The sequence below is a fragment of the Roseixanthobacter liquoris genome, assembly GCF_043195135.2.
Lineage (GTDB): Bacteria > Pseudomonadota > Alphaproteobacteria > Rhizobiales > Xanthobacteraceae > NCEH01.
In genome coordinates this window covers 2,920,423-2,940,651 of record NZ_CM195537.1, presented here as the reverse complement: position 1 = coordinate 2,940,651, position 20,229 = coordinate 2,920,423, and the positions used below count along the sequence as shown (strand labels likewise).

Sequence of the window (20,229 nt, the reverse complement as noted above, 5' to 3'; positions counted from 1 at the left end):
CATGATGCCGGCGGCGAAGGAAGGCGCGATGACCGAGAGCCTGGGCCGCGAAACACTCCCCGATCCGCACGCCGAACGGCTGCGGGTCCGCGTGGGTTGCGCTCAACCGGTTGACGCTCGACCGCTGGGCGCTCAACGGCGTCGCGTGCGGGTGTGCGCCGCGCTGGCCTTGCTCCTGGCGGCGGCGCTCCTGCTGCTGCCGCTGCGCTATACCGCCACCGCTTCCCTCTCGTTCGATGTCGCCTCCCAGCCGCCCGCCGCCAGCGTGCGCGGCGTGGCGCAGGTGCTCGGCGCCCGCGAGATGGCGCAGGACGTGTTCGCGCGCCTCGATCCGGCGGATCGAGGCGCCCTGGCGGACGGCGGCCGCACCTTCTCGCTGGCGCGCTGGCTCGCCGCCGATGCGCCGCGCGCGCCCGCCGATATCGGGGGCGCGGCGCTGGTCGCCGGCCTTTCCGTCACCCCGCGCTTCGGCGGCCGGGTGCTGGAGCTTTCCTTCACCGCCGGCCGGCCGGAGCGCGCCGCGCGGGTCGTGCAGGCCTATGCGGACGCTTTCCTCTCGCTCGATGCCGAAGTGCGCGCCGAGCGGGACAGCCCGGCATCGGCGCACATGAGCGCGCCGCAGATGCGAATCGCCGCCGCCGCCATGGCGCCGGCCATGCCGGACCTGCCCTCCCCGCTGCGCCTGGTGTTGCTGGCGTTCGCGGCGTTCGCGCTCGGCTTCATCGTGCTGCGGTTCGGCCGGGCGGCGCCGCCGGCGCTGGATGGCCGGGAGAGCGCGCACCTGCCTATCCAGCTCACCGATGGGCGCAGCGTCGCCTGGATGGACGCCGGCGCCGGCCGGGGCATGACCCGGGACGAGGCGCTCGCGCGGCTGCTGCAGGTGCTGGAGGAGCTGTGCGCGCGGCCGGCGGAGGCCGGGCACCTGGTGGTGGTGACCGCCGATACGCCGTTCGCCCGGTCCGCAGCATGCGCGGTGGCGGTGGCGCGGGCTCTCTCCCTGGGCGACGCGCGGGTGGCGCTGGTGGCCCTCGACGGCGACGCGCCGGACCTGAACGGCCTTGTTGCCGATCCCTGGGCCGCCGGGGTGGACGAGATGCTGTTCGGCGTCGCCGGCTTCGGCGAAACCATCCACCGCGATCCGGTGTCGCGGGCCCATATCATCCCGCCGGGACGCGGGGCGCGGGGCGGCGCCGGCGTCGCGACCGCCGATCGCCTCGTCCTCATCCTGCGGGCGCTGCGGCAGACCTATGATTGCGTGATCGTCGCCGCCCCCGCCGCGCCCCATCTGGCGCATGCGGTCGGGCTTGCCGCCCTCCAGCCGCTTCTGGTCTGCATCGAGGACATGGGCGCGCCCGTGGGCTCGGGCGTGGAAGCCTATGCCGCCCTTGCCTCCACCGGCTTCAACGATGTGGTGATGCTGCGCCTCGCGGACGCCGGCGCTCCGGCCATTGCGCCCGACCTCCCGGTTCTGGAGGCGGAGCCGCCGCGGCCGAGGCGCGATGTCGCCCCACGCCGCCTCGCCCCGGCCGCCTGAAGTTCCAGCAGAGGTGGAAGGTCAGAATAAATTACAAAAAATCAAAGGCCTGTCGCGATATTCAAAGGTGAATTGTCACGCGAATCGCTCAACATCAGCCGGCGTCATACCTTCTTGTCCGGCCGTTCCATCCAGCGGATGAGAAAGGCGGCGGGCACGATCCAGAGCGATCCCAGCAGCACGTAGGACACGGTTTGCCACGCCCAGGGCAGTTCGGTGACGCGGCCTTGCGCGATCGCCATCGCGCCCAGCGCCCACACCACCACCAGGATCAGCATCAGCACGGTGCCGATGAACTTGCGCAAACGCATGGGCATCGCGCCCTCCTTTGTTGTCCTGCGGTGCGCCTCGCCCGGGCGGCGCACGCTCCCTACCGGCAGCGACGCCGCGCCGTCTTGCACCCGTGGAAGCCGCTGTATATCGGATCCGTGGGGAGGGCCATATTCTGGAGCAGGTTCCGATGCCGCAGGATCGCCGCGCGATCACGTCCGCCGATGCCGCGCCCGTGCAGGGCACCCGGGCGGTTCGCCTGTGGCTTTACGCGGTCGCCGCGCTGATCGTCCTGATGATCGTGGTCGGCGGCGCCACGCGCCTCACCGAATCCGGCCTTTCGATCACCGAATGGAAGCCGGTCACGGGCGCCCTGCCCCCGCTCTCGCAGGCCGACTGGCAGGCGGAGTTCGAGAAGTACCAGACCATTCCCCAATATGAGATCCTCAACAAGGGCATGGGGCTGGAAGGCTTCAAGCGCATTTTCTGGTGGGAATGGGGCCATCGCCTGCTGGGCCGGCTGATCGGCTTCGCCTTCCTGCTGCCGTTCCTCTATTTCGCCGTGCGCGGCGTGCTGCGCGGCCCGCTGCTGGTCAAATGCCTCGGCCTGTTCGTGCTCGGCGGGCTCCAGGGCGCGGTGGGCTGGTGGATGGTGGCCTCCGGCCTTTCCGCCCGCACCTCGGTGAGCCAGTACCGGCTGGCGGTGCATCTGACGCTCGCCTGCTTCATCCTTGCCGCCATCGTCGCGGTGGCGCGCAGCCTGACCGCCGCGGGCAAGGACAAGGTGCCGGCGCCCCTGCGGGCCGGATCGCTCCTTCTGGTGGGCCTGGTGCTGCTGCAGATCTTCGCCGGCGGACTGGTGGCGGGACTGGACGCGGGCTTCACCTTCAACACCTGGCCGCTGATCGACGGGCATTTCATTCCCGCCGCCGCGCAGCTCGGCGCGCTCGATCCCGCGTGGCGCAACCTGTTCGAGAATGTGCTGACGGTGCAGTTCGTCCACCGCATGATCGCCTATACGCTGCTTGCGGCGGCGCTGCTGCACGCGCTCAACGCCCGGCGGTTCGGCGGCTGGGTGGCGCGCGAGGCCTGGGGCGTGTTCGCGCTCGTGTGCTGCCAGGCGCTCCTGGGCATCCTCACCCTGGTGTTCTTGGTGCCGATGGATCTCGCGCTCACCCATCAGTTCGGCGCGGCCGTGGTGTTGATCGCCGTGAGCCTGCACGCCAGCGACGTGGCACGCAGCGGCCGTGTCATCGCGCCCGCCGCATTGCCCGCGCGCCCGGCCCGGGCCTGAGGCTCAGCGCAGGGCGATCGCCACCAGCGGCCCGAGCAGCAGGTTCACAAAGCCGGCAAGGATCATCACCAGGCCGGCGATGGAGCCTTCCTCGCGGCCGATCTGGTGCGCCTTGGCGACGCCCGCCCCATGGGCGCCCATGCCGAACAGCGCGCCGCGCGCCAATGTGGAGCGCAGCGGCAGCCATTTCAGCATGACCTCGCCCAGCGTCGCCCCGCAGATGCCCGTGACCACCACGAACATGGCGGTGAGATCGGGAATGCCGCCGATCTCCCCCGACATGCTCATGGCGAACGGGGTCGTGGTGGAGCGCGGCATCAGGCTGCGGCCGAGCACGTCCGGCAATCCGAGCAGATGGGCGAGGCCCCAGGCCGTGCCCAAGGCGATCGTGCTGCCCGCGAGCACGCCCACCAGCAGCACCGGCCAGTGCCGGCGGATGGTGGCGCGCTGCTCGTGGATGGGGATCGCGAACGCCACCGTCGCCGGCCCGAGCATCAGCACCAGCCAATGGGTGCCGCGCAGATAATCGGCATAATCCGTATGCAGCAGCGCTGTGAGGCCGAGGATCAGCACCGGCGTCAGCAGCAGAGGCGCGGTGAACCAGCGGGCGAACCTGCGGTTCAGCACCCGCGCCAGGGCATAGAGGCCGATGGTCGCCACCGGCCAGAAGATCAGCCAGAACAAGGGCCCGGGCTCAGGCATTGCCCGCCTCCCCGGCGTGGCGCAGGCTATGACGCAGGCTGAAGCGATAGGCGAAATCCACGATCAGCGCCGTGGTGCCCATGACGGCCACGGTGCCGATGAGGATGACGGCTCCGATCTTGAGCCCGAGTGTGCCGACGAATTCGCCATGCTCCATCACCGCCATGACCGCCGGCACGAAGAACAGCAGCATTTCCGCGAGCAGCCAATAGGCGCCGAGCCGCACGCTCGCCGCCCGCAGCACGCCGGTGGCGAGCAGCACCAGCAGCAGGCCCATGCCCACCACCCCGCCCGGCAGCGGCAGATGCAGCCAGCGCACCAGCGTATCGCCCGCCAGCCAGAAGCCGAGCAGAACCAGGATCTGGAGCACGCGCGTGCGGCGCAGCATAAGACGGAGGCGGGTGAGAATCCCGGACATGGGAGCGGTCCACGAACAGAAGCGGCAGGAAGTGATTTGAAGCTTAGGGTGCGGTGCGATATTCGTAAAATGAATTGAATGAATTCTGTTCAGTCCAAATTGGAATGACACACCATGGAGCTGCGCACCCTGCGCGCCTTCGTCGAAGTGGTCCGCCAGGGCGGCTTCTCCCAGGCCGCCAAGACCGTGTTCGCGACCCAGTCCACCGTCAGCAAGGCGGTGAAGCATCTGGAGGACGAGCTGGGCGTGGTTCTGCTGGATCGCCTCGGCCATCGCAGCGAGCTGACCGCCGCCGGCGAGATCGTCTATCGCCGGGCGCTCACCATGCTGGCGGAGCGCGAGGACCTCACCACTGAACTCGACGAATTGCGCGGGCTGAAGATCGGCATCCTGCGGCTCGGCCTGCCGCCGCTCGGCAGTTCAACGCTGTTCGCGCCTTTGTTCGCGCAATATCGCAGCCGCTACCCGGGCATCGAGATCCGCCTCGTGGAACAGGGCAGCAAACGGCTGGAAGAGATTCTGCTGGCGGGCGAAGTCGAGCTGGCGGGCTCGCTGCTGCCGGTGGCGGAGGCATTCGCGGCCCAGCCGGTACATCTGGAGCCGCTGGTGGTGCTGATGCCCGAGAGCCATCCCCTGGCGCAAGCGCCGCGCCTCACGTTTCCGGAGCTTTCGGCCCTGCCCTTCATCCTGTTCGAGAGCGGGTTCGCGCTCAACCAGGTGATTCTCGATGCGTGCGAGCGGGCGGGCGTCTCGCCCACCATCATCGCCCGCTCGGGGCAGATCGACTTCATCGTGGCGCTGGTGGGCGCGGGGCTCGGCATCGGCTTCCTGCCCCGCGCCATCGCCGAGCAGCGCCACCATCCCTCGGTGGCGCTGGTGCCCCTGGACGAGCCCAGCACCGACTGGCACATGGCGCTGATCTGGCGCCGCCGGGCCTATCTTTCCCACGCCGCCCGCGCCTGGCTTGCCCTGGCGCGGGAATATTATGGCGCGGGTGACGAGACGGGCGTCACGCGATCGCCAGCGCCTGCTGAAGATCGGCGATGATGTCGGCCACGTCCTCGATGCCCACGGAAAGCCGCACCACCTCGGGCCCGGCCCCGGCCGCGACCTTGGCCTCGTCGGACAGCTGGCGATGGGTGGTGGACGCGGGATGGATGATCAGCGAGCGCGTGTCGCCGATGTTCGCGAGGTGCGAGAACAGCTCGACGTGGGAGACGAGCTTCACGCCGGCCTCATAGCCACCCTTGAGGCCGAAGGTGAACACGGCGCCGGCGCCCTTGGGCAAATATTTGCGGGCGAGCGCGTGATATTTGTCGTCCGGCAGGCCGGGATAGCTCACCCATTCCACCGCCGGATGAGCGGCCAGGAATTTCGCCACGGCAAGAGCGTTCTCGCTGTGCTGCTTCATGCGCAGGGTGAGCGTCTCGATGCCGGTGAGGATGAGGAAGGCGTTGAACGGCGAGAGCGCCGGGCCGAGATCGCGCAGCCCGAGCACGCGCGCGGCGATGGCGAAGGCGAAATTGCCGAAGGTCTCGTGCAGCACGATGCCCTGATATTCCGGCCGCGGCTGCGAGAGGAAGGGATAGCGATCGGTCGCGGACCAGTTGAAAGTGCCCGCGTCCACGATCACGCCGCCGATGGAATTGCCGTGTCCGCCCAGGAACTTGGTGGCGGAATGGATGACGATGTCCGCGCCATGCTCGATCGGGCGCCACAGATAGGGCGTGGCCAGCGTGTTGTCGACGATCAGCGGCAGGCCGGCGGCCTTGGCGATCTGGGAAATGGCCGCGATGTCGGTCACCACGCCGCCCGGATTGGCGATGGATTCGGTAAAGATGGCCTTGGTCTTGGGCGTAATGGCGCGCTCGAACGAGGAGATATCGTCCGGATCCGCCCACGCAACGTTCCAGCCGAAGCTCTTGAAGGCATGCGTGAATTGGTTGATGGAGCCGCCGTACAGCTTACGTGAGGCGACAAATTCGTCCCCCGGCGACAGCATGGTCTGGAACACCAGCAACTGCGCCGCATGGCCGGACGCCACCGCGAGCGCGGCCGTGCCGCCTTCCAGCGCCGCGACGCGCTCTTCCAGCACCGCGTTCGTGGGATTGCCGATGCGGGTATAGATGTTGCCGAAGGTCTGGAGGCCGAACAGCGCCGCCGCGTGGTCCACGTCATCGAACACGAACGAAGTGGTCTGGTAGATCGGCGTCGCCCGCGCGCCCGTGGTCGGGTCGGGCTGGGCGCCCGCATGGATGGCGAGGGTGGCGAAGCCGGGTTCGCGATCGGTCATGGCTGGTCTCCTCCGAGTCCCCGGCATTATGCCGTGGCCTTCATGTTATATTCTAGTTCATCCACTGAAAAAATGTTGTTTAGAACGTCGCACGTGGAGTTCGCGGCAATAAGCTATTGCGCATCGCCCGGCGGCTTCGGCGTACGGGAGAGCGACAGGCGCTGCACCCCGCTGCCCAGGCGCTGCGGGCGCTTGGAGGAAATGGTGCGGCTGTTGACGCCGGTCCAGCCGATCTCGCCGGACAGCCGGCCGTATTCGATCTTCGGACAGCGGTCCATCACCACCTGGAGGCCGGCCGCCTCGGCGCGCGCCGCCGCTTCGTCATGGCGCACGCCGAGCTGGAGCCAGAGCACCTTGGGCAGCGGAGACAGCGCGAGCGCCTCGTCCAGAACCGAGGGCACGAAGGCCGGGGCGCGGAACACGTCCACCATGTCGATGGGCACCGGCACGTCGGCGAGCCGGCCATAGAAAGCACGGCCCGCGAGCTCCTTCCCGACCTGGCCGGGATTGATGGGATAGACCTCGAAGCCGCGTTCGGAGAGATATTTCGTCACGAAGAAGGACGGGCGCGCCGGATTGGGGCTCGCGCCGACGACGGCGATGGTGCGGCAGCGGCTCAGGATGTCGCGGATATAGGCGTCGTCATAGCGATCGTGATTCATGAGGAAAGTCCCTGCGTCCCGCGCGCCCTGCTTAACGGCAGAATGGCTCAGGCGCGCCGCGCCTTCGAGAACAAGGTGAAGAAATTCTGCGTGGTGCGGTCGGCGATCTCCTCCAGCGTGGTGCCGCGCGCGGCGGCGAGCACGGTAGCGGTTTCGCGCACGAAAGAGGGTTCGTTGCGCTTGCCGCGATGGGGCGTGGGCGCGAGGAACGGCGCGTCGGTCTCCACCAGCAGCCGCTCGGCCGGGAGCGCGGCGGCCAGCTCGCGCAGCGCGGCGCTGTTCTTGAACGTGATGACACCGGAGAAGGAGACATATCCGCCGAGCGCCACCGCCCGGTGCGCGAGGTCCGCCCCGCCGGTGTAGCAATGCAGCAGGAAGGGAAACGCGCCCTTCGCGCTCTCCGCCTCCAGGATGGCGGCCACATCGTCGTCCGCCTCGCGCGCATGGATCACCAGCGGCAGGCCGGTTTCGCGGGCGGCGGCGATATGGGTGTGGAAGCCGTGGGCCTGCGCGTCGCGGGGGCTCTTGTCATAATGGTAATCGAGCCCCACTTCGCCGATCGCCACCACCTTGGGATGGGCCGAGAGCGCCACGAGGTCCGCCGTCGTCACGTCCGGCTCTTCCGCCGCCTGGTGCGGATGGGTGCCCACCGAGCAGAACACATTCTCGAACCGCTCGGCGATGGCGCGGATCTGGTCGAAGCGCTTCACGCGGGTGGAGATGGTCACGAGATGGGAGACGCCGACGTCCCGGGCCCGCGCGACGATTGCGGGCAGCTCCTCGGCGAAATCGGGGAAATCAAGGTGGCAGTGGCTATCGACGAGCATGAATGAGGGCCTTCAGAACAGGCCCCTCACATAGGCATTCGGCGCCGCCGCGTCGAGCCGCCACGTCGAGCCGCCACGTGGATCGGGCGTCCGCGTGTTGGCGAAGCTGCGCCCTAACCCTGCCCCTCGAACAGGGCCCGCTCGCGCCGGAACAGATCGAGCAGCGCGTCGGCCACCAGGCGGAAGCGGGCATCCGCGCGGGCATCGGGGCGCGTCAGCAGCCACAATTCGCGGGCCGGCGGGCGATGCGGCATCTCCAGGACGGACAGGGCCGGATGGCCGGCGGCGAGGAAATGCGGCAGCAAGGCGATGCCGCAGCCCGCGGCCGCCGCCTGCGCCTGCCCGGCCTGGCTGTTGGTGCGGAAGGAAAATCGCGCGCGGGGAAACTGGCGCGCCAGCCAGAGCGCTTCCGGCAGATGGGCCGCCGCCTCGTCGAAGCCGACGAAATGGGGCGCCTCCCCTTGGCTCATGCGGGCATGCCAGTCCGGCGTCGCATAGAAGGCGAGCCCCACGCCGCAAGCCCGCCGTGCCAGCAGGTCGCCGTCCTGCGGCCGGGCGAGGCGAAGCGCAATGTCCGCCTCGTGGCGTTGCAGGCTCACCGCGCGCCGGTCGGCGATCAGTTCGAGATCAAGCGCGGGATGCCGCGCCTGGAGCGCCGCCAGGTGCGGCAGCAGGAACACCTCCGCGAGGCTCGCGGTCGCAGTCACGCGCACCCGCCCGGCATAGGCGTCGCGCGGGGTCTCCTCCAGCAGGGCCTTGGCGGCGCGCTCCATCGCCATTGCGATGTCGAGCGCGCGCCGGCCCGCCTCGGTCAAATCATAGCCGGCGGCATTGCGCGCCAGGAGCGGCGCGCCGATGGCCGCCTCCAGCGCCGCCACATTGCGCGACACGGTGCTGTGATTGACGCCCAGCGCGCGCGCTGCCGCGGAAAGGCTGCCGTGCCGCGCGAGCGCTGCGAAGACCCGAAGCTGGTCCCAATCGAGATCTGTGCGAGAATGAGCGGCCATTGCGCAGTTTTCGGGAATTTTCGCGCAGATGGCCAGCGCCTAATGCTGGCGGTGAACCCGGCGCCCGGCGGCGCCCCATCGGAGAGCCGATCCCATGCCGTCACCCGCACCCATCCGCCTCACGCTCATCGGCGGCCCGACCCTGCTGATCGAGATCGCCGGCCTGCGCCTGCTCACCGATCCCACTTTCGACGTGCCCGGCGATTATGCCTCGGGCACCATCACGCTGCACAAGCTTACCGGACCGGCCATCGCGGTGGAGGAGATCGGCGCCATCGACGCGGTGCTGCTGAGCCACGACCAGCATGCGGACAATCTAGACCGCGCGGGCCGCGCCTTCCTGCCCAAGGCGGGCACCACCTTCACCACCCGCATCGGCGCCGAGCGGCTCGGCCTCGGCGAGGGGCTGGCGCCCTGGGACACGCGCGAATTGAAGACGCCGGACGGCGGGCGCCTGTTCGTGACCGCGGTCCCCGCACGCCACGGCCCTCCCGGCATCGAGCCCATCGCCGGCGAGGTGATCGGCTTTGCCCTGGGCATCGAGGCGCCGGGGGATGCGCTCTATATTTCCGGCGATACGGTCTGGTACGAGGGCGTCGCGGAAATCGCGAAGCGCTTCTCCCCGCGCATCGCCGTACTGTTCACCGGCGCCGCCAAGCCGCGCGGCGCGTTCCATCTGACCATGGACGCCAATGACGCGCTGGAAGCGGCGCATGCCTTCTCCGGCGCGCGCATCGTCGCCGTGCATAATGAGGGGTGGGGGCATTTCAGCGAGGCGGAGGACGAGCTGGCCCACGCCTTCACGGCGCTCGGCCTCGGCGACCGGCTCGCCCGGCTTCAGAGGGGCGAGCCGCTGGCGCTTTAGGGCGGCGCTTCCCCTCGACCGAGACGCGCGGAAGGCGTCCGGATTCATGCGCGGCGAACGTCCGGCCGAAATCGCGGATTGGTCCACAGCAGAAGCGCGGAGAAACGCGGAGAAGCGTCACGAAACCGCTGTTCGTCTGCGCTAACTTATTGTTTCACGTGAAACATTTTCGGTGCCGCAGGGCCTGGACGGCTCAGCGGCACATCTCGCTGTCCGCCGGAAGCGGCGTGATTTGCCAGAAGCTTTCGCGCCGCGGCTTCAGCCAGGGCGACCACCATTTGGCAAAAATATCGATGGCCGTGCCTTCCATGCGCGCCGGAGCATAGACGCCGAAGCCGTTGGCGACGCCCGTCACCTGCCCGCAACCCGTGGACGGCCGCGCCGGCGGGCGATAGCCATATTCCCGCACGATCACCACCCGCGCCTCCGGCACCGCCGCGCGGATGCGGCCGGCGGACATGCGGTCGGCGGCGATCAGGGTCGGCGCGGATCCCAATTGCGCCAGCACCACCGGCCGCAGCTTGGCCAGCGGCTCCGCCGAGACGCAGCGACCGCACAGGCGGGTGTCGGGATAGACCGTGACCGCGATGCGCACCGCCATCACGCCGATGGCGATGGCCGCGAGCAGGCCGAGATAGAGCTTCACGCGCCGCTGCCAGCCGCCCAGCCGCTCCAGCTCGGCGAACACATAGACCGGCGCCAGCAGGAAGAAGACATGGAAATAGCGGTCGCGCAGGCTGGTCGAGCCCGCCGCCAGCACGCCCACCAGCGTCACCACCGTGCCGATGATCATCATGGAGCGCAGCAGATGGCGAATGGCCGCGCGTTCCTGCGTGCTCGCCCGTCCGCCCTCGCCCCGGTTGAGCGGCAGGAAGACCAGGGCGACAATGCCGATCAGCGGCAGCAGATAGCCGATCCAGGCCCCGGCGAAAACGTCGAGGACATCCGTCCATTTGGATGCGGAGTTCGCGGCGACCACGTCGGCGGTGGCGAAGAACACATCCTGCTTCATCACCACGAGGACGATGGAAAACAGGATGATCGGCACCGCCGCGACGCCGAGCGTGATGGCGATGCGCCGGTCCAGCCACACCCGGCGGAAGCTCGGTTCCAGCAGGCAGGAGATGAGGATGGCGCCGAAGAAGGCGACATAGCCGAACTTGCTGAGCACGCCGAGTGCGATCCAGCCGCCGAGCCCCGCATACAGCCAGCGCGACGGCGCGGCGCGCAGGGCGATGAGCGTCACCACCGTGCCGGCGATGGCGACGATCATGGCGTTGGAATGGGTCAGGATGCGGTGGCTGTGATAGCCGATCACCCACAGCGCCGAGAGCGAGAACACCGAGAGCGCCTGGAGGCGGGGGTCGGCGATCGCCCTCACCGCCACGCGATAGACCAGCATGGCGCAGGCGAACAGAAGCGAATAGCGCAGGATCGCGAAGCTGATCGCGCCGGGCCCGGTGACCTTCTGGATGGCATAGAGAATCCAGTCGAACACCGGCGGATTGCGCGCCACATAGCTGATCTCGAACGACTGGACGAGATAGCTCTCGATCGCGTCATCCACATTGATGGCGCTCTCGAACACCACGGCGATCAGGGCATGCAGAATGGCCCAGAGGCCGACGATCAGCGCGATGCCGCCGGGCTTGGCCCACCAGGGCGCGGACTCAACCGGGTCGTACGGGCCGATTCGGGACGGCGTGTTGGCGGGGCGGCCGGCACTCGGGTCCGCCGAAACTGTCGCGGACACAGGGGCACTCCGCAGTCGGATCAGGACCTTTTCTATACGCGTCGATCCCGCCCATGACCATCGCGCCGACCCACCCCGGCGCATTTGCGCGCGCCGCTGTAGCGGGAATGTTACAGGGTGGGCAGCACCGCGAACCGGCCCCAGCCCCCGCTGGCGGCGAGCGCCGTGTCGGCGGCCTCGTAGCGCCGCAGGGCATCGACCCGCGCCCCCGCGGGACCGGTGCCGCAGGCTTGCACCATCTGCTCCACGGCGGCCTCGTCCTCGCCCGCCAGCACGGCTTCCACGCTGCCATTGGCGCGATTGCGGACCCATCCCGAAAGGCCGCGCGCCTCGGCGTGATGGGCGCACCAGGCGCGATATCCCACGCCCTGAACCCGCCCCTCCACAATGAGATGCACCACTGTCACGGTACCCTCCCCGCGATGCGCGCGCGGCCGCGGATCACTTGTCGCAGGCCGCGCTGGCCTTCAGCGGCTCGAACTGCTCCATGCGCCCGCGCAGGACGAAGTCGTTATAATCGATCTTCAGCGCGCCGATGACGCCATTGTCGTAGAGCGAGAAGCTCATGACATAGTCCGGGGTCTGGTCCGATCCGCCCGGCTCGAAATAGCTGACGCTGGTCTGATGATAGGTGTGGCCGGCGAGCGCCGCCTTGGCGGCTTCGGGAAGGTCCGGCTCGTCCTTGGAGGGACGGCCGATCACGGCGAGCGTGTCGAACACCTTCACCCCGTCGTCGGAGCCGTCGAACACCCGCGCCTCCAGCACCGTCTCCCCGGCTTTCGCGGCGGCGATCAGCTTCTGCACATGCTCGGTGGGCAAAAGAATCTTGCCGGTCAGCTCGACCGTCGCGCTGCGGGGCTTGGTGATCTTCACGCTGAGCCCGGTATCGGTGCGGGTGACGCTGGCGTCGACATCCGATTTCACCTCGTCCTGCTGGCGGCTCAAGGTCTTGAAGCGATAGGCGGCGGCCGTGCCGTCCTCCCAGCTGGTGGAGAGCATCTCGCTGTTGACGGGCGCCCCCTCGCCGGTATCGAGCCGGTTGGTCTGGCGCAATTTCACCGTATAGCCCTCGCAGGCATCGCCGCGCATCTCGTAGTCGATCCGCCCGTCGGCCCCCTCCAGCTTCTGCGAGGCGCGGGCGCCGTCGAGCGAGAGGGCGTAGCTCGTGCGGTGCGCGAGCAGCGGATCGGCATGCGCAAGGCCGAGAGGCGCGGCCGCCAGCCCCACGGTCAGGGCGAGCTTTGCGAGCATCCGCGAGCGATCCACCATTCCTGTCTCCTCATAGTCGTCCGGACGGCTTGCGCCCCGCCCCGGCTTCGGCGAAGAAGGCGCACATTTACGCGTAAGGTGTGGCAGGAGACGAGAATGTCGCAAACCATCGAGCAGAAACTGGCGGATCTGGGAATCACGCTTCCCACCCCCACCGCCCCGCTCGCCAATTATGTGCCGGTCGTGCGCACCGGCAACCTCCTGTTCGTCTCCGGCCAGGTCTCCATCGACGGCGCCGGCAAGATCACCACCGGAAAGCTCGGCGGCGGCGTTGAGATCGAGACCGGACGCGCGGCTGCGCGCCAGTGCGCCATCAACATCCTCGCCCAGGTCAAGGCCGCCGTCGGCGATCTGGAAAAGGTCGTGCGCGTCGTGAAGCTGGTGGGCTTCGTGAACTCCACGCCCGATTTCGTGGATCAACCCAAAGTGATGAACGGCTGTTCCGATCTTCTGGTGGACGTGCTGGGCGACAAGGGTCGCCATGCCCGCTCCGCGGTCGGCATCGCCGCGCTGCCGTTCGATGCGGCGGTCGAGGTCGAGGCCGTGGTCGAAGTGGCCTGATCCGATCAAGATGGGTGATCTGTCCTGGCTGATCCAACGACCCGTCGCCCATCGCGGGCTGCACGATGCGTCCCGCGGGGTGATCGAGAATTCGCCGAGCGCGATTGAAGCCGCGATCGCCGGCGGGTTCTCGGTCGAGGTCGATATCCAGTCGGCCCGCGATGGCGAGGCTATGGTGTATCATGATTTCGCGCTGGATCGCCTGACCCAGGGCTCGGGCCTGCTGGCGGAACATTCCAGCGCGCAATTGGCGCAGGTACGCTTTCGCGCCACCGACGACCGCATGATGAGCCTGCCCGACCTTCTGGCGCGGGTGGACGGCCGGGCGCCGCTGTTGATCGAGATCAAGAGCGCGTTCACCGGCGATGTCCGGCTTGCGCTGCGGGCCGCGCGCCTCCTGGCCGAATATCGCGGGCCGGCGGCGCTGATGTCGTTCGACCCCGAGATGATCTCGGCGGTCCGCGATGCCGCCCCGGGCATCACGCGCGGCATCGTCGCCGAGCGGCGCTACAACGAGCCCGAATGGAATGACCTCTCGGCAGGTGCAAAGCACGTTCTTCGGAACCTGCTGCATTGGCCGGCGACGCGGTTCCAATTCATCGCCTACCGGGTGGCCGACCTGCCCGCGCCGGTGACGCGCATTGCCCGCGCCCTTGGATTTCCCGTGCTGGCCTGGACCGTGCGCCGGCAGGCCGACCGGGACGCCGCGAAAAAGTTCGCCGACCAGATGATTTTCGAAAGCTTCCGCCCCTGATTCGGCCGGCAAACGGCGGGGCATATTGGCGGATGCGCGGGCAAACGCGATGGGCTAAGAGGCGCGCGGGTCAGGACGCGCGCCGCGTCCGGCCCGCGATGGTCACCACCCCCTCGCCCCGGAGGATCGCACCGTGCCGACGCTTCGCTCAGCCCTGTCCGTCGCTTCGTTGACCCTCGCCTGTGCCGTGGCGCTGGCCGGCGCCGCGCGCGCCAATGATTCTTCCGCGGAACTCTCGGCGGGTGGCCTCGTCCTGGTGCGCAATCTCGAGGTGGAGATGCGCTCCGAGGACCTCTTCATCTCCACCGGCGAAGTGCGGGTGCGCTATGTGTTCCACAATGCCAGCGACAAGCCGGTGACCGGCCTCATCGCGTTTCCCATGCCGGACATTACGGCGAGCGAGGCGAATATTTCGATTCCGACCGAGGACCCGGTCAATATCCTCGATTTCAAGACCCGGGTGAATGGCGTGCCGGTGCGCACGGACGTGGAGCAGAAGGTATTCGTGCTCGGCATCGATCGCACTGCCATGCTTCTGGAGCAGAAGGTGCCGCTCGCCCCGCACCTGCAATCCACGCGCAAGGTCCTGGATGCCCTGCCGCGCCCGCTGTGGGACGAATGGGCGAAGATCGGCCTTGCGCGCGTGGACACTTACGATGTCGGCCAGGGCATGAAGGACCATCTCGAACCGCAATGGACGCTCAAGACCACCTTCTATTGGATGCAGACCTTTGCGCCGAAGGCCGACACGCTCATCGAACATGCCTATAAGCCGAGCGTCGGCGGCTCGGTGGGCACCATGATCGGCATGGCCGCGACCGACAACCCCTTTGTCCAGCGCGAGCAGCGCATGTACGAGCAGAAATTCTGCATCGACCGGGCCTTCATGTCGGCGGTTCAGGCCGGCATCAAGAGGGCCAAGAAGGACACCATCGCCTTCTCCGAGGAGCGCATCGGCTACATCCTCACCACCGGCGCGAATTGGTCCGGCCCCATCGGCACGTTCAAGCTCACCGTGGACAAGGGCGCGCCGAACAATCTCGTGAGTTTCTGCGGCACCGGCGTCAAGAAGACCGGCCCCACTACGTTCGAGATGAACGCGACCGATTTTTACCCTGCGGAAGACCTCTCGATTTTGATCCTGAAGCCGAACCCCGCCCCTTGATTGCACCGCACCATGCCGCCAAGTTGGGCGCATGGGCGATCTTGCATGACCGAAGCCTGTGTTCGTGTCCTCTCCGCCTTGACGGAGATCACCGCCAGTGAGTGGGATGCCTGCGCGGCCGGTGACGCGGCGCGGCCGGAGCCGTTCGTGTCCCACGCCTTCCTCCAGGCGCTGGAGGAATCGGGCTGCGTTGGCGCGCGCACCGGCTGGCTGCCCCAGCATCTCCTTCTGGAAGCGCCCGACGGAACCGCGGCGGGCGTCGTGCCGGCCTATCTCAAGTCCCATTCGCGCGGCGAATATGTCTTCGACCAGGGCTGGGCCGAGGCTTATGAACAGGCCGGCGGGCGCTATTATCCCAAGCTCCAGGTGAGCGTTCCCTTCTCGCCGGTCACCGGGCGCCGCCTTCTGACCCGTTCCGGCCCCGACGCCGCCGGCAATGCGGATCTCCTGGGCGCCGGCCTCGTGCAGCTGGCGCGCCTGCACAAGACGTCGTCGGTTCACGTCACCTTCTCCACCAAGGCGGAATGGGAGAGGCTGGCCGCGCTCGGCTTTCTCCAGCGCACGGACCAGCAGTTCCACTGGAGCAATGCGGGCTATGCCAGCTACGAGGAGTTCCTGGAGGCCCTCGCCTCCCGCAAGCGCAAGGCGCTGCGGCGCGAACGGCGCGAGGCGCTCTCAAGCGGCATCGAGATCGAATGGCTGACCGGTCGCGACCTCACGGAGGCCGCCTGGGACGCGTTCTTCGCCTTCTACATGGACACCGGCGCGCGCAAATGGGGACGGCCCTATCTCAACCGCGCCTTCTTCTCCCTGCTCGGCGCGCGAATGGCCGACCAGGTGCTGCTGGTGATGGCGAAGCGGGCGGGGCGATACGTCGCCGGCGCGCTCAACATGATCGGCGCCGAAACCCTCTATGGCCGCTATTGGGGTGCGATCGAGGAGCATCCGTTCCTGCATTTCGAGGTCTGCTACCATCAGGCGGTGGACTATGCCATCGCCCACAAGCTCAAGGTGGTCGAAGCCGGCGCGCAGGGCGAACACAAGCTGGCGCGCGGCTATCTGCCGACCCCGACCTATTCCGCCCATTGGATCGCCGATAGCGGTCTGCGGCGCGGCGTCGCGCATTATCTGGAGCGCGAACGCGCCCATGTGGCGGAGATGGGCGAGGAACTGACGGAGCTCGGCCCGTTCCGTCGCGGCGGCGTCCCGGAAGGCGATTAGCGGCATTCCTGCCGCGCCCGCGCCAAAAGGCTTACAGAATTGATCAAGTGGGCATAACGCTGATTGCGGCGCGCGGGGTAGGCTCGCTATAACTCCCGGCCTGCGGTGGGGGAAGGTGATGACTTATTGTTGCGGCGTGCTGGTGCGGGACGGTCTGGTGATGATCGCGGACACGCGCACCAATGCCGGCCTCGACAATATTTCCACCTTCCGCAAGCTCCATGTGTTCGAGGAGCCGGGCCACCATGTCATCGCCATCGCCTCGGCCGGAAATCTCTCCGTGTCCCAATCGGTGCTCAGCCTTCTGCACGAGGGCGTCGAGGACCATGAGGCCGGCGAGCGGCAGCAATTGCGCGACGCCCGCACCATGTTCCAGGCCGCTCAATTGGTCGGCCGCGCGATCCGGCAGGTCCACACCGTGGACGGCAATGCGCTGGAACAGAGCAATGTGAGCTTCGACGTCTCGTTCCTGCTGGGCGGCCAGATCATCGGCGGGCCGCTGCGCCTGTTCATGATCTATTCGGCCGGCAATTTCATCGAGTGCACGACAGACACGCCATTCCTCCAGATCGGCGAGCATAAATACGGCAAGCCGGTGCTGGACCGCGCCGTGACCTTCGACATGGAAATCGCCGACGCGCTGAAGACCAGCCTGATCTCCATGGATTCCACCATGCGCTCGAACCTCGGCGTCGGCCTGCCGATCGATGTGCTGGTGCTGTGCCCCGATACGCTGGAATCCGAGCTGAGCTACCGCATCGAGCCGGGCGAACCCTATTTCCACGATCTGCGGGAACGCTGGTCGGCGGCGCTGCGCTCGGCGCACACCTCGATTCCCCGCCCGCCCTATCTCAAGCATGGGCGCCGGGCAGAAGGCGGCCAAGGCTGACGCTGCCCTCCGCCTTCAAGCGCATCTGAGCGAAGCGGAACGCGGAAAAAAAAACGCCGGCATCGCTGCCGGCGTTTTCTTCATCTCTGCAGGACGCTCAGGCCGCGGCGGGCTGGAGCTTGGCGGACACGATCTTGTCGGGATCCTTCACGGGCTCGCCGCGCTTGATCTTGTCCACATTCTCCATGCCGGAGATCACCTGGCCCCACACCGTATACTGGCGGTCGAGGAAGCCGGCATCGCCGAAGCAGATGAAGAACTGGCTGTCGCCCGAATCCGGGTTCTGCGCCCGCGCCATGGAGACCGTGCCGCGCTTGTGCGGCTCGGCGTTGAACTCGGCCTTCAGCTTCTTGCCCGAGCCGCCCATGCCGGTGCCGGTGGGATCGCCGGTCTGCGCCATGAAGCCGTCGATGACGCGGTGGAACGGCACGCCGTTATAAAAGCCGTCCGCCACCAGTTCCTTGATGCGCGCCACATGGCCGGGGGCCAGGTCGGGACGCAGGGCAATGACCACCTCGCCCTTGGTGGTTTCGAGAACGATAACCTCGTCGGCCATGGCCGGTCTCCTTGGTTGGTCGATGGGGCGCGGCGTCCTGGTGCCGCGCTCTGAGGAGCGGTTGCGCGAACGGACGCGAACTCACTTGGCGTCGACGGCCACCTGCATCTTGATGATCTTGTCGGGGTTGGCGACGGCGCCGTTCTGGCTCGCCGGACCCTTCTTGATCTTGTCCACGAACTCCATGCCCGACACCACCTTGCCGACCACGGTGTATTGGCCGTTCAGGGAGGGGGTGGAATCGAAATTGATGAAGAATTGCGAATTGGCGCTGTCAGGCGAGGACGAGCGGGCCATGCCCACGGTGCCGCGCTCGAACGGAACGTTGGAGAATTCCGCCGGCAGGTTGGGATATTTCGAGCCGCCGGTGCCGTTGCCATACTGGCCGTCGCCGGTCTGCGCCATGAAGCCGTCGATGACGCGGTGGAACGGCACGCCGTTATAAAAGCCCTCGCGGGCCAGCAGCTTCAGCCGCTCCACATGCTTGGGCGCGATGTCCGGGCGCAGCGCGATCACCACGCGGCCGTAGGTGGTGTCGAGATAAAGCGTGTTCTGGGGATCGATCTTGCTCTGCGCAGCGGCGGGCAGCACGAACATCAGCGCGACGGCAAGGCCGGCCAGGACGCGGCCGAGAAAACGGGGCATGGGCTTCTCCTTGGAACCGATCAGCTGTTGGACATCAGCGTTTGGGAAACTTGGCGCGCAGCCGCGCGAGCACCACAGGCGGCACGAAGGCGGACACGTCCCCGCCCATGGACGCGATCTGCCGCACCAAGGTGGCGGTGATGGGGCGCACCCGGGGGGAAGCCGGCAGGAACACGGTCTGAATGTCCGGTGCGAGCGTGCCGTTCATGCCCGCCATCTGCATTTCGTAATCAAGGTCCGTACCGTCGCGCAGGCCGCGAATCAGCAGGCCGGCGCCGGTTTCCTGCGCCACGGTGACCACCAGCTTGTCGAAAGTGACCACGTCGAGGACCGCCCCTTCCTCGGCCGCCACCGGCCCGCACACCTCGCGCAGCATGTCGAGCCGCTCGGCCGGCGCGAACAGCGGCGTCTTTCCAGGGTGAATGCCGACGGCGAGCACCAGCCGATCGGCCAGACGGCACGCGGAGCGCACCACGTCCAGGTGCCCGTTGGTGGGCGGATCGAACGAGCCGGCATAGATGGCGGCGCGGGTGGTGTGGGCTTGGTGGGCGCTCATGGGGCGCAAGGGTTATCGCGCCGCGCGCCCACGCGCAATGGGGCGGCGCCGCGCGGCACCGCCCCTTAGGCTCACGGCGGGGACATCCTCACAGATGGATGCCACCCGACACCTCGATGCGCTGGCCGTTCACCCAGCGATTCTCTTCGGCCAGCAAGGCCGCGATCATGGGGCCGATATCGTCGGCCACGCCGACCCGGCCGAGCGCCGTCTCGCCGGCGATGACCGCGTTGACCTGCGCATTGTCGCGCACCATCCCGCCGCCGAAATCGGTCTCGATGGCACCGGGCGCGATGGTGTTGACGCGAATGCCACGCGCCCCCAGCTCCTTTGCCATGTAGCGGGTGAGCACCTCGATGCCGCCCTTCATGGCCGCATAGGCGGCAAAGCCCGGCATGGCGAAGCGGGCAAGACCGCTGGACAGATTAATGATGCGCCCGCCATCGGCCATCAGCGGCATGAGCGACTGGGTGAGGAAGAAGGTGCCCTTCAGGTGGATGTTCACCAATTGGTCGAACATCTCTTCCGTCGTCTCCATGAAGGGGGCGTAGATGCCGATGCCCGCATTGTTGACCAGATAGTCGAACCGCTCGGCACCGAACGTCTCGGCCAATGCCCCCCGCACAGCCTCGGCGAAGGCGGGGAAGGTGGCGGCGCGACCCACATCCAATTGGAGCGCATGGGAGGTGCGGCCGAGGGCGGCAATCTCCGCACGCACCGCCTCGGCCTCGTCGGCACGGGAATGGTAGGTGAAGATCACGTCCACACCCCGGCGCGCGAGCGCAAGCGCCGTGCTGCGCCCAAGGCCGCGGCTGCCGCCGGTGACGAGGGCGATAGGGGCGGAAGAGCGGGTGACGTTGGTCATGGGAAAGGTCTCCTTCAGCGATGTGGCACCCTAGCGCACGGCCGCCCCGCACTCTTGCCGGATGCTGCTGAAGCCTTGCCCATTCCTCCAACCCTCTTCCCCCGCACGCGGGATGGACTATGG

Annotated in this window: 23 protein-coding genes; 9 read left to right on the top strand and 14 right to left on the bottom strand. The window is 67.8% G+C overall.

Annotated features, from left to right (window positions below):
- Positions 1-28 precede the first annotated feature (28 nt).
- A complete protein-coding gene (locus tag V5F84_RS13130; RefSeq protein ID WP_509277110.1) occupies positions 29-1,534 on the top strand; it encodes a hypothetical protein in 1,506 nt (501 codons plus the stop codon).
- Between the two features lie 104 nt (positions 1,535-1,638).
- On the opposite strand, the gene V5F84_RS13125 is transcribed toward V5F84_RS13130, so the two are convergent.
- Entirely contained in the window at positions 1,639-1,851 is a 213-nt protein-coding gene (locus V5F84_RS13125; protein ID WP_348845205.1) for a DUF2842 domain-containing protein, read from the bottom strand.
- A 143-nt stretch (positions 1,852-1,994) separates the two neighbouring features.
- Between V5F84_RS13125 and V5F84_RS13120 the strand changes: the two genes are divergently transcribed.
- Positions 1,995-3,098: a COX15/CtaA family protein gene (locus tag V5F84_RS13120; RefSeq protein ID WP_394043442.1), complete on the top strand. Its 1,104-nt coding sequence runs from the start codon at positions 1,995-1,997 to the stop codon at positions 3,096-3,098.
- 3 nt (positions 3,099-3,101) lie between these two features.
- Here the strand turns inward: V5F84_RS13120 and V5F84_RS13115 are convergent, their stop codons facing one another.
- Both V5F84_RS13115 and V5F84_RS13110 read right to left on the bottom strand, forming a co-directional pair.
- On the bottom strand, positions 3,102-3,800 hold the full coding sequence (locus tag V5F84_RS13115; RefSeq protein ID WP_394043443.1) for an LrgB family protein: 699 nt from the start codon (positions 3,798-3,800) through the stop codon (positions 3,102-3,104).
- Positions 3,793-4,218, bottom strand: coding sequence for a CidA/LrgA family protein (locus tag V5F84_RS13110; RefSeq protein ID WP_394043444.1), 426 nt, complete (start codon positions 4,216-4,218; stop codon positions 3,793-3,795). Before V5F84_RS13110 ends, V5F84_RS13115 begins: the two co-directional genes overlap by 8 nt.
- A gap of 114 nt (positions 4,219-4,332) precedes the next feature.
- On the opposite strand from V5F84_RS13110, the gene V5F84_RS13105 reads away from it, so the two are divergent.
- On the top strand, positions 4,333-5,265 hold the full coding sequence (locus V5F84_RS13105; protein WP_394043445.1) for a LysR family transcriptional regulator: 933 nt from the start codon (positions 4,333-4,335) through the stop codon (positions 5,263-5,265).
- On the opposite strand, the gene V5F84_RS13100 is transcribed toward V5F84_RS13105, so the two are convergent.
- The 4 genes from V5F84_RS13100 to V5F84_RS13085 all read right to left on the bottom strand — a co-directional run bounded on the left by V5F84_RS13100 (position 5,228) and on the right by V5F84_RS13085 (position 9,007).
- Positions 5,228-6,511: an O-acetylhomoserine aminocarboxypropyltransferase gene (locus V5F84_RS13100; protein WP_394043446.1), complete on the bottom strand. Its 1,284-nt coding sequence runs from the start codon at positions 6,509-6,511 to the stop codon at positions 5,228-5,230. The genes V5F84_RS13105 and V5F84_RS13100 overlap by 38 nt on opposite strands.
- A 113-nt stretch (positions 6,512-6,624) precedes the next feature.
- Entirely contained in the window at positions 6,625-7,173 is a 549-nt protein-coding gene (locus V5F84_RS13095; RefSeq protein ID WP_394043447.1) for a CoA-binding protein, read from the bottom strand.
- Positions 7,174-7,220: 47 nt separating this feature from the next.
- Positions 7,221-8,000, bottom strand: a complete 780-nt coding sequence (locus V5F84_RS13090) for a TatD family hydrolase (RefSeq protein WP_394043448.1) — start codon at positions 7,998-8,000, stop codon at positions 7,221-7,223.
- Positions 8,001-8,113: 113 nt separating this feature from the next.
- A complete protein-coding gene (locus tag V5F84_RS13085) occupies positions 8,114-9,007 on the bottom strand; it encodes a LysR family transcriptional regulator (RefSeq protein WP_394043449.1) in 894 nt (297 codons plus the stop codon).
- Positions 9,008-9,101: 94 nt separating this feature from the next.
- Here V5F84_RS13085 and V5F84_RS13080 point away from each other — a divergent pair, with 94 nt between their 5' ends.
- Positions 9,102-9,872, top strand: coding sequence for an MBL fold metallo-hydrolase (locus V5F84_RS13080; RefSeq protein WP_394043450.1), 771 nt, complete (start codon positions 9,102-9,104; stop codon positions 9,870-9,872).
- A gap of 193 nt (positions 9,873-10,065) precedes the next feature.
- Here V5F84_RS13080 and V5F84_RS13075 read toward each other — a convergent pair whose 3' ends face one another.
- The 3 genes from V5F84_RS13075 to V5F84_RS13065 all read right to left on the bottom strand — a co-directional run bounded on the left by V5F84_RS13075 (position 10,066) and on the right by V5F84_RS13065 (position 12,894).
- On the bottom strand, positions 10,066-11,625 hold the full coding sequence (locus tag V5F84_RS13075) for an ArnT family glycosyltransferase (RefSeq protein WP_394043451.1): 1,560 nt from the start codon (positions 11,623-11,625) through the stop codon (positions 10,066-10,068).
- 110 nt (positions 11,626-11,735) lie between these two features.
- Positions 11,736-12,032, bottom strand: a complete 297-nt coding sequence (locus tag V5F84_RS13070; protein ID WP_394043452.1) for an acylphosphatase — start codon at positions 12,030-12,032, stop codon at positions 11,736-11,738.
- 34 nt (positions 12,033-12,066) lie between these two features.
- Positions 12,067-12,894, bottom strand: coding sequence for a cell envelope integrity EipB family protein (locus tag V5F84_RS13065; protein WP_394043453.1), 828 nt, complete (start codon positions 12,892-12,894; stop codon positions 12,067-12,069).
- 96 nt (positions 12,895-12,990) lie between these two features.
- Here V5F84_RS13065 and V5F84_RS13060 point away from each other — a divergent pair, with 96 nt between their 5' ends.
- From V5F84_RS13060 to V5F84_RS13040, 5 genes are all read left to right on the top strand, one after another.
- Positions 12,991-13,455, top strand: coding sequence for a RidA family protein (locus V5F84_RS13060; protein ID WP_394043454.1), 465 nt, complete (start codon positions 12,991-12,993; stop codon positions 13,453-13,455).
- Positions 13,456-13,465: 10 nt separating this feature from the next.
- Positions 13,466-14,209, top strand: coding sequence for a glycerophosphodiester phosphodiesterase family protein (locus V5F84_RS13055; RefSeq protein ID WP_394043455.1), 744 nt, complete (start codon positions 13,466-13,468; stop codon positions 14,207-14,209).
- Between the two features lie 133 nt (positions 14,210-14,342).
- Entirely contained in the window at positions 14,343-15,374 is a 1,032-nt protein-coding gene (locus V5F84_RS13050; protein ID WP_394043456.1) for a DUF4424 domain-containing protein, read from the top strand.
- Between the two features lie 45 nt (positions 15,375-15,419).
- Positions 15,420-16,595, top strand: a complete 1,176-nt coding sequence (locus tag V5F84_RS13045; RefSeq protein WP_394043457.1) for a GNAT family N-acetyltransferase — start codon at positions 15,420-15,422, stop codon at positions 16,593-16,595.
- 118 nt (positions 16,596-16,713) lie between these two features.
- Positions 16,714-17,484 (top strand): proteasome-type protease, encoded by a 771-nt coding sequence (locus V5F84_RS13040; RefSeq protein WP_394043458.1) that lies wholly within the window; start codon positions 16,714-16,716, stop codon positions 17,482-17,484.
- A gap of 97 nt (positions 17,485-17,581) precedes the next feature.
- Here V5F84_RS13040 and V5F84_RS13035 read toward each other — a convergent pair whose 3' ends face one another.
- From V5F84_RS13035 to V5F84_RS13020, 4 genes are all read right to left on the bottom strand, one after another.
- Positions 17,582-18,040 (bottom strand): peptidylprolyl isomerase, encoded by a 459-nt coding sequence (locus tag V5F84_RS13035; protein ID WP_394043459.1) that lies wholly within the window; start codon positions 18,038-18,040, stop codon positions 17,582-17,584.
- An 81-nt stretch (positions 18,041-18,121) separates the two neighbouring features.
- The gene (locus V5F84_RS13030; protein ID WP_394043460.1) at positions 18,122-18,685 is read right to left on the bottom strand and encodes a peptidylprolyl isomerase; all 564 of its coding nucleotides are present in this window, start codon (positions 18,683-18,685) and stop codon (positions 18,122-18,124) included.
- A gap of 34 nt (positions 18,686-18,719) precedes the next feature.
- Positions 18,720-19,241 (bottom strand): pantetheine-phosphate adenylyltransferase, encoded by a 522-nt coding sequence (gene coaD / locus V5F84_RS13025; RefSeq protein WP_394043461.1) that lies wholly within the window; start codon positions 19,239-19,241, stop codon positions 18,720-18,722.
- 88 nt (positions 19,242-19,329) lie between these two features.
- Entirely contained in the window at positions 19,330-20,106 is a 777-nt protein-coding gene (locus V5F84_RS13020) for an SDR family NAD(P)-dependent oxidoreductase (RefSeq protein WP_394043462.1), read from the bottom strand.
- Positions 20,107-20,229 lie beyond the last annotated feature (123 nt).